Source organism: Afipia massiliensis (assembly GCF_014203115.1).
Lineage (GTDB): Bacteria > Pseudomonadota > Alphaproteobacteria > Rhizobiales > Xanthobacteraceae > Afipia > Afipia massiliensis.
The window spans coordinates 937,929-944,931 of sequence record NZ_JACHIJ010000002.1 but is presented as its reverse complement, the minus strand read 5'-3'; the positions used below and the strand labels follow the sequence as shown (position 1 = coordinate 944,931).

Below are 7,003 nucleotides of genomic sequence, written 5' to 3'. Positions count from 1 at the left end.
GCTCACACCAAGCGAGTTTGCCAACCGTTCAAACAGGGACGAAAACCAGAACAGAGTCTACTTATAAACGAGGGCAATCAGGGGTGCAGGTCAAAAGGTAAAAGTAATTCATACCCGACCGTGCTTTGAATATTGGCTTCTTTCGCATTTTGAGTTCACAAATGCTCCCTTCCAAGGGGTCTCCGGTGGCAAAAGTGCATGTGATCAAGTTGTAGAGAAAATAACTGGTCACTACCCAGATTTTCGCAAGAACAATGTCGCCGCCATTCGGCGGTTCGTGGACGACGAAAATCTTTTGCAACAAGGTCTGATGAACTATGAGAAATGCTCAAGGTGTGCCGGAGATAATCCAAATACAAATGTTGGCGATCTTGTCCGACATCTGCTTGGTATCGCGAAAATCTTTTAAATCAATTCAAGACAAAAACCCCGGCATCGCTGCCGGGGTTTTGCATTTCGTACCTGCCTGAGTGGCTGGACTTAGAAGTCCATGCCGCCCATGCCGCCGCCCGGAGGCATTCCGCCGCCGCCTGCGCCGCCCTTCTTAGGGACTTCGGCGATCATGGCTTCGGTGGTGATCAGGAGAGCCGCAACCGAAGCTGCGTTCTGGATCGCCGCACGAACGACCTTGGTCGGGTCGATGATGCCCTTGGAGACGAGGTTGCCGTATTCACCGGTCTGCGAGTCGAAGCCGTAAGCATACTGCTCCTTCTCGAGCACCTTGCCGACGATGACCGAACCGTCTTCGCCTGCGTTGATGGCGATCTGGCGGGCCGGAGCGGAGAGCGCCTTGCGGACGATCTCGACGCCGGTCTTCTGGTCGTCGTTCTGGGTCTTGATGCGCTTGAGCTGCTCGGAAGCGCGCAGGAGGGCGACGCCGCCGCCCGGCACGATGCCTTCTTCAACAGCCGCACGGGTCGCATGCATCGCGTCATCAACGCGGTCCTTGCGCTCCTTCACTTCAACCTCGGTCGCGCCGCCGACGCGGATCACCGCGACGCCGCCTGCGAGCTTGGCCAGACGCTCCTGCAGCTTCTCGCGGTCGTAGTCCGAAGTGGTTTCTTCGATCTGCGCCTTGATCTGCGACACGCGTGCTTCGATGTCGGCCTTCTTGCCGGCGCCGTTGACGATGGTGGTGTTTTCCTTGTCGATCATCACCTTCTTGGCGCGGCCCAGCATCTGCAGGGTCACGTTCTCGAGCTTGATGCCGAGGTCTTCCGAGATCGCCTGGCCGCCGGTCAGGACAGCGATGTCCTGCAGCATGGCCTTGCGGCGGTCGCCGAAGCCCGGAGCCTTCACGGCGGCAACCTTGAGGCCGCCGCGGAGACGGTTGACGACGAGGGTGGCGAGAGCTTCGCCTTCGACGTCTTCAGCAACGATGACAAGCGGCTTGCCGGTCTGCACGACGGCTTCCAGCAATGGCAGCAGTTCGTTCAGCGAGGAGAGCTTCTTCTCGTTGATCAGGATGTAGGCGTCGTCGAATTCAACGCGCATCTTGTCGGCGTTGGTGACGAAGTAGGGGGAGATGTAGCCGCGGTCGAACTGCATGCCTTCGACGACGTCGAGTTCGGTGTCGAGCGACTTGGCTTCTTCAACCGTGATGACGCCTTCGTTGCCGACCTTGGCCATCGCCTTCGCGAGGAAGTCGCCGATTTCCTTGTCGCCGTTGGCCGAGATGGTGCCGACCTGGGCGATCTCGTCGTTCGACGTGACCTTCTTGGAGTTCTTGACGAGGTCCGCAACGACCGCTTCGACCGCGAGGTCGATGCCGCGCTTCAGATCCATCGGGTTCATGCCGGCCGCAACTGCCTTGGCGCCTTCCTTGACGATGGCCTGGGCCAGAACGGTCGCGGTGGTGGTGCCGTCGCCGGCAGCGTCTGCCGACTTCGAGGCCACTTCACGGACCATCTGCGCGCCCATGTTCTCGAACTTGTCTTCAAGCTCGATGTCCTTGGCGACGGTGACGCCGTCCTTGGTGATGCGCGGAGCGCCGAACGACTTGTCGAGAACGACGTTGCGGCCCTTCGGACCGAGCGTCACCTTGACGGCGTTGGCGAGGATGTCGACGCCGCGCAACATCTTGTCGCGGGCTTCAACGCCGAATTTGACTTCTTTAGCTGCCATGTTGGATTTCCTTGAGTGTCAGGAAGATTCTGGAATTTCGGATGAGAGAGGGCGCTCTTAAGCGGCCTTCTTCTTCGTGGCGGGCAATCCGGTGATGACGCCCATGATGTCGCTTTCCTTCATGATCAGGACTTCCTGGCCATCGATCTTGACCTCGGTGCCGGACCACTTGCCGAACAGGACGATGTCGCCGACCTTCAGGTCGATCGGGATCAGCTTGCCGGCCTCGTCGCGGCCGCCTGGGCCGACCGAGAGGATCTCGCCCTGCGAGGGCTTCTCTTTGGCGCTGTCCGGAATGATGATGCCGCCAGCGGACTTCTCTTCGGCGTCGATACGCTTGACCACGACGCGGTCGTGAAGCGGACGGAATTTCATGCAGTCCTCCTAATAGATTGATATTGCTGTGTTTTTACGAGTTTAGCAGTCATGGCAGGCGAGTGCTACCGCGACTGCATCGGACATAAGCCCATGGCGGGCGCCGGGCAAGGGCTTCTAGCAGAAAAACTGGCAGTCCGATGGTGCGGCTGCCAATTTTTGCGGGATCGTTAATGGGCCGGCGGCTGGGGCGGAGGCGGGGGCTGAGGCTGGGGCTGGGGCTGAGGTGTGGGCGGGGGTGTCGCGGCCTTCTCCTTGCGCACAATGTCCAGCTCCGGCCGGGGCGCGACCTCCACCGGCATCGGCTTGTCGTTTTTCCAGGCCACCGCGCGGGCGGCCTGCAACGACAGGAAGCCGAAGGTGCGCACCGCCGCCCACATGATCCATCGGGTGAGGAAGCCGACGCCGCATACTTCCATCGCCTCGAGAAAGATCGCGTCGGCACGCTGCCGGGTCGGGGCTTCCGGGTGCGGCTGGGTCCCGGGGCGCAATTCGTTATAGAGATAGTCGTGGATCACGGCGGCGCGGCTGTAGCGGCCCCAGGTCGGGAGAAACGCCCAGAAGATGCGGGGGACCGATGCGCCGTCGGTCTTGAACAGCTTGTACACCTCGATGAGGCGGCCCGAGTTTTCGTCGCCGACCTCATAGACCAGCGGCTGTTCGAGCCGCCATGTCCGGTAATCGACATCGAGCTGCGTGATGGTGAGTTCGCCGGTGAAACGGCTCATGGCCCCGCTCCGTATTGACGAGAGCGAGACTCGCACGCGCAGGGCGTGCTGTCAGCAGCAGCTTTGTCAGCAGTCTCGGTGTCATGCTGCTACTGCCTTGAAAGGCAACACTTTATTTAACATTTAAGCTTGTGATGAGGCTTCGTACTGCGTCAGATTCTTAGGTAGCGCGTTTGTTCGCGACGTGGAATCCGGTTCGCGACTTTCGCGCTCAACAGAGAGTGGGTGCGAGCGCGTTCGACAAAACCGGTTGCCACGATATTTGCCGATCGCCTCCGCCAAGGAGGTTCTGATGATCTCGAAAGCGATGGTCCCGCAGGACGCTGCCTGTCATGGCGTTGTCTCGGAGGACTTCAAGCGGCAACTCGCCGGTTACGGACTGACGACGGCCGAAATTCTTTATCGGCGCCCCGATCACCGCTGGCTGCTGCAATCCTACGTCTGGCAGAACTACGACCTGTTCCCGAAATTTCCGGCGCTGCAGGATTTCCTGACCTTCTGGCAGAACAAGCTCGAAGGGCCGCTGGTCTCGGTCACCGTCGCGCACTCGAAGCTGATCAAGCCAGCGGAGTTGAAGGCGGTCGACGGTCTGTTCCGGCTGCACTGACGGCGTGTCGTTGCGGGGTGCATCACCCCGCAAAGCGGTAAGCGCGCAGTCGCGGATCATTTCGCGAACTTCTTCGCACCCGCGACGCAGGCGACCACTGCGACCGTCACGGCGATCATCAGCGGGCTGACCTGCTCGTGCAGCAGCGAGGCGGAGAGCGCGAGACCGAAGAAGGGCTGGAGCAGTTGCAACTGCCCGACGGCGGCGATGCCGCCCTGAGCGAGACCGCGATACCAGAACACGAAGCCGATCAGCATGCTGAACAGCGACACATAGATCAGGCCAATCCACGCGGGTTCACTCACGCCAGCGAAGGACACCGGCCACGTGTAAAGCGCCAGCCCCACGGTGAGCGGCAGAGACAGCGCGAGCGCCCAGGAAATCACCTGCCAGCCGCCAAGCGTGCGCGACAGTTTCGCCCCTTCGGCATATCCCAGACCACAGACGATGATAGCCGCCAGCATCAGGAGGTCGCCGATCGGCGCGGCGGCGATGCCTTGAACCACTGCAAAGCCGACCACCAGCGCGCTGCCGATGCATGAGAACAGCCAGAACGCGGGCCCCGGGCGTTCACCGCCGCGCAATACCGCGAAGATCGCCGTCGACAACGGCAACAGCCCGATGAACACGATGGAATGAGCCGAGGTGATGTACTGCAGCGCCAGCGCGGTGAGCAGTGGAAAGCCGACGACGACACCGAGCGCGACAATGACCAGCGAGACGAGATCGCTTCGCGCCGGACGCTTCTCATGAAACATGAGAAGAAGCGCCAGACCCATGACACCCGCGATGGCGGCGCGCGCGACGGTCAGGAAGACCGGATCGAAATCCATCACGGCCACCCGCGTCGCCGGCAGCGAACCGCTGAAGATCAGTACACCCACGAAGCCGTTGATCCATCCGCGCGTGGTCTCGTCCATCCAAGTCTCCATTCTTTCGACCTGTATCGGACAAAGGACCGTCGTCATTCCAGAGACACTGCAGTACAATTGGGATGAACTGTTATGGAAGATCGGCCAGTACGGATGAAACCAAGGTCGGGCATCGAGGGGCACGGCGACACGCTGATCGTCACCGTCATGGGCGCGATCCGGCAGCAGATCGGCGCGCGCAGCCTGACGCCGGGCGCAAAGCTGCCGTCGATCCGCGCCTTCGCGGTGACAATGCAGGTTTCCAAATCCACCGTCGTCGAAGCCTATGAACGGCTGATGGCGGAAGGCGTCATCCGGTCGCGTTCCGGCTCCGGCTATTACGTGGCCGCGCCGTTGGCGCCGCTGTCGCTCGCGCTGATAGGCCCGAAGCTCGACCGCGAAATCGATCCGCTGTGGATTTCGCGTCAGTCGCTGGAGGCGGACGACACCCTTCTGAAACCCGGTTGCGGCTGGCTTCCCGCGAGTTGGATGCCGCAGGAAGCGATACGCCGGGGACTGCGCACGATCTCGCGCGCGGAAGAAGCCGCGCTGTCCGACTATGGAACGCCGCGCGGTCTGCCGCCGTTGCGGCAACTGCTGGCGCGCAGGATGGGGGAGCACGGCATCAAGGTCTCGCCCGATAATGTGATCCTGACGGAATCCGGCACTCAGGCGCTCGATCTGATTTGCCGCTTCCTCATCGAGCCCGGCGATACGGTGCTGGTCGATGATCCCTGCTACTTCAACTTCCATGCGTTGCTGCGCGTGCACCGGGCGAATGTGATCAGCGTGCCCTACACGCCAGCCGGGCCGGACGCCGATGCGTTCGCGCAAGCGCTCACCGAGCATCGGCCGCGCCTCTACATCACCAACTCCGGTATTCACAATCCGACCGGCGCGACGTTGTCACCTGTCGTCGCCCATCGTGTGCTGAAGCTGGCGGATCAGGCCGATCTCACCATCGTCGAGGACGACATCTTCGCCGATTTCGAGGTGACTCCGGCCCCAAGGCTCGCTGCCTTCGACGGGCTTGATCGCGTCATCCAGATCGGCAGCTTCTCAAAGACGCTGTCCGCCTCCGTGCGGTGTGGTTTCATCGCTGCGCGGCCGGACTGGATCGACGGCCTGATCGATCTCAAGATCGCCACCAGCTTCGGAGGTGCCAGTTTATCGGCTGCGCTGGTGCAGACGCTGCTGATGGACGGCAGTTACCGCAAGCATATCGGGGCTCTACGACAGCGGCTGTCCAGCGGACGGGCCGAGACGGCGGCGCGATTGAAAGCAATCGGCATCGTTCCGTGGATCGAGCCGCAGGCGGGCATGTTCCTGTGGTGCAAACTGCCGGATGGAATCGACGCTGCGGACATCGCGCGCCGCGCGCTGACCGACAACGTCGTGCTCGCTCCCGGCAATGCGTTCAGCCTGTCGAAGACCGCCGGCGGCTTTATGCGGTTCAACGTCGCGCAATCCGTGGACCCGCGAGTTTTCACGACGCTTCGGGCCGCGATGAAAGGCGCCGAGCGGCGGGTATCGTAGGGCATTTCGATCGGCGATCTTTCAGGCCGCCGATCATTGTCTGGGCGGCGGGCAATGGTTAGTCTTTCCGGGCCACGCTGCATCGACGAATGCTGCTGGCCAAAAGGGAGGCACGCATGGTCAAAACAAGATCGGCCACAACAAAATCCACCAAAACAAAATCGGCGAAAGCGAAGTCTGCAAAGGCGAAGTCAGCGGCGCGATCCGTCGCCCTGAAAAAATCCGCGCCGCGCAAGAAGGCCGCCGCATCCACATCCCGCACCAAAGCCAAGTCGGGCAAGCCGCGTGCATCGGCCGGGCGAAGCGCGCCTATGAAACAAGTTCGCCCGAAGCAGCGCTTCGTGGTCAGTCACCATCGCGAGGAGGATTTTCGTGCCGACGGCCTGCGCGCCTATGCGCAGTACCGCGATCTCGGCATCGCGGAGGGCACCCATGGGCTCGCGCGTGCGCATGTCATCCGTCTGATCGGGCCGTGCGATCCGAAGGAAGTCTCGAAGCTGCATTTCCACGGTGTCGAGTTTCAGATGGTCTACGTCCTGAAAGGCTGGGTGAAAACCTATCTCGAAGGCCAGGGCGAGATCATGATGCGCGAAGGCAGCAGCTGGACGCAGCCGCCGCGCATCAAGCATCTGATCCGCGACTACTCGGACGATTGCGAATTGCTTGAAGTGATCCTGCCGGCGGATTTCGCAACGGTGGAACTGTGATCGGAAAATCCAGGG

General features: G+C 61.5%; 9 protein-coding genes. 4 read left to right on the top strand and 5 right to left on the bottom strand.

Annotation, left to right across the window (positions count from 1 at the left end; translation table 11 throughout):
- The first annotated feature begins 76 nt into the window (after positions 1–76).
- On the top strand, positions 77–409 hold the full coding sequence (locus HNQ36_RS26665) for an RloB domain-containing protein (protein WP_430641359.1): 333 nt from the start codon (positions 77–79) through the stop codon (positions 407–409).
- A 71-nt stretch (positions 410–480) separates the two neighbouring features.
- Here HNQ36_RS26665 and groL read toward each other — a convergent pair whose 3' ends face one another.
- From groL to HNQ36_RS09500, 3 genes are all read right to left on the bottom strand, one after another.
- A complete protein-coding gene (gene groL, locus HNQ36_RS09510; RefSeq protein ID WP_184084045.1) occupies positions 481–2,124 on the bottom strand; it encodes a chaperonin GroEL in 1,644 nt (547 codons plus the stop codon).
- Between the two features lie 57 nt (positions 2,125–2,181).
- On the bottom strand, positions 2,182–2,499 hold the full coding sequence (locus HNQ36_RS09505; protein WP_046826933.1) for a co-chaperone GroES: 318 nt from the start codon (positions 2,497–2,499) through the stop codon (positions 2,182–2,184).
- A gap of 170 nt (positions 2,500–2,669) precedes the next feature.
- Positions 2,670–3,227: a DUF1353 domain-containing protein gene (locus HNQ36_RS09500; protein WP_184084043.1), complete on the bottom strand. Its 558-nt coding sequence runs from the start codon at positions 3,225–3,227 to the stop codon at positions 2,670–2,672.
- 292 nt (positions 3,228–3,519) lie between these two features.
- On the opposite strand from HNQ36_RS09500, the gene HNQ36_RS09495 reads away from it, so the two are divergent.
- Positions 3,520–3,834 (top strand): usg protein, encoded by a 315-nt coding sequence (locus tag HNQ36_RS09495; protein WP_184084041.1) that lies wholly within the window; start codon positions 3,520–3,522, stop codon positions 3,832–3,834.
- A 56-nt stretch (positions 3,835–3,890) separates the two neighbouring features.
- Here the strand turns inward: HNQ36_RS09495 and HNQ36_RS09490 are convergent, their stop codons facing one another.
- Positions 3,891–4,754 (bottom strand): DMT family transporter, encoded by an 864-nt coding sequence (locus HNQ36_RS09490; RefSeq protein ID WP_184084039.1) that lies wholly within the window; start codon positions 4,752–4,754, stop codon positions 3,891–3,893.
- 105 nt (positions 4,755–4,859) lie between these two features.
- Between HNQ36_RS09490 and HNQ36_RS09485 the strand changes: the two genes are divergently transcribed.
- Positions 4,860–6,281, top strand: a complete 1,422-nt coding sequence (locus HNQ36_RS09485; protein WP_210311958.1) for an aminotransferase-like domain-containing protein — start codon at positions 4,860–4,862, stop codon at positions 6,279–6,281.
- Between the two features lie 58 nt (positions 6,282–6,339).
- Here the strand turns inward: HNQ36_RS09485 and HNQ36_RS26165 are convergent, their stop codons facing one another.
- On the bottom strand, positions 6,340–6,561 hold the full coding sequence (locus tag HNQ36_RS26165) for a hypothetical protein (RefSeq protein ID WP_246395348.1): 222 nt from the start codon (positions 6,559–6,561) through the stop codon (positions 6,340–6,342).
- Between HNQ36_RS26165 and HNQ36_RS09480 the strand changes: the two genes are divergently transcribed.
- Positions 6,494–6,988, top strand: a complete 495-nt coding sequence (locus tag HNQ36_RS09480; protein ID WP_246395347.1) for a cupin domain-containing protein — start codon at positions 6,494–6,496, stop codon at positions 6,986–6,988. The genes HNQ36_RS26165 and HNQ36_RS09480 overlap by 68 nt on opposite strands.
- The last annotated feature ends 15 nt before the right edge of the window (positions 6,989–7,003 follow it).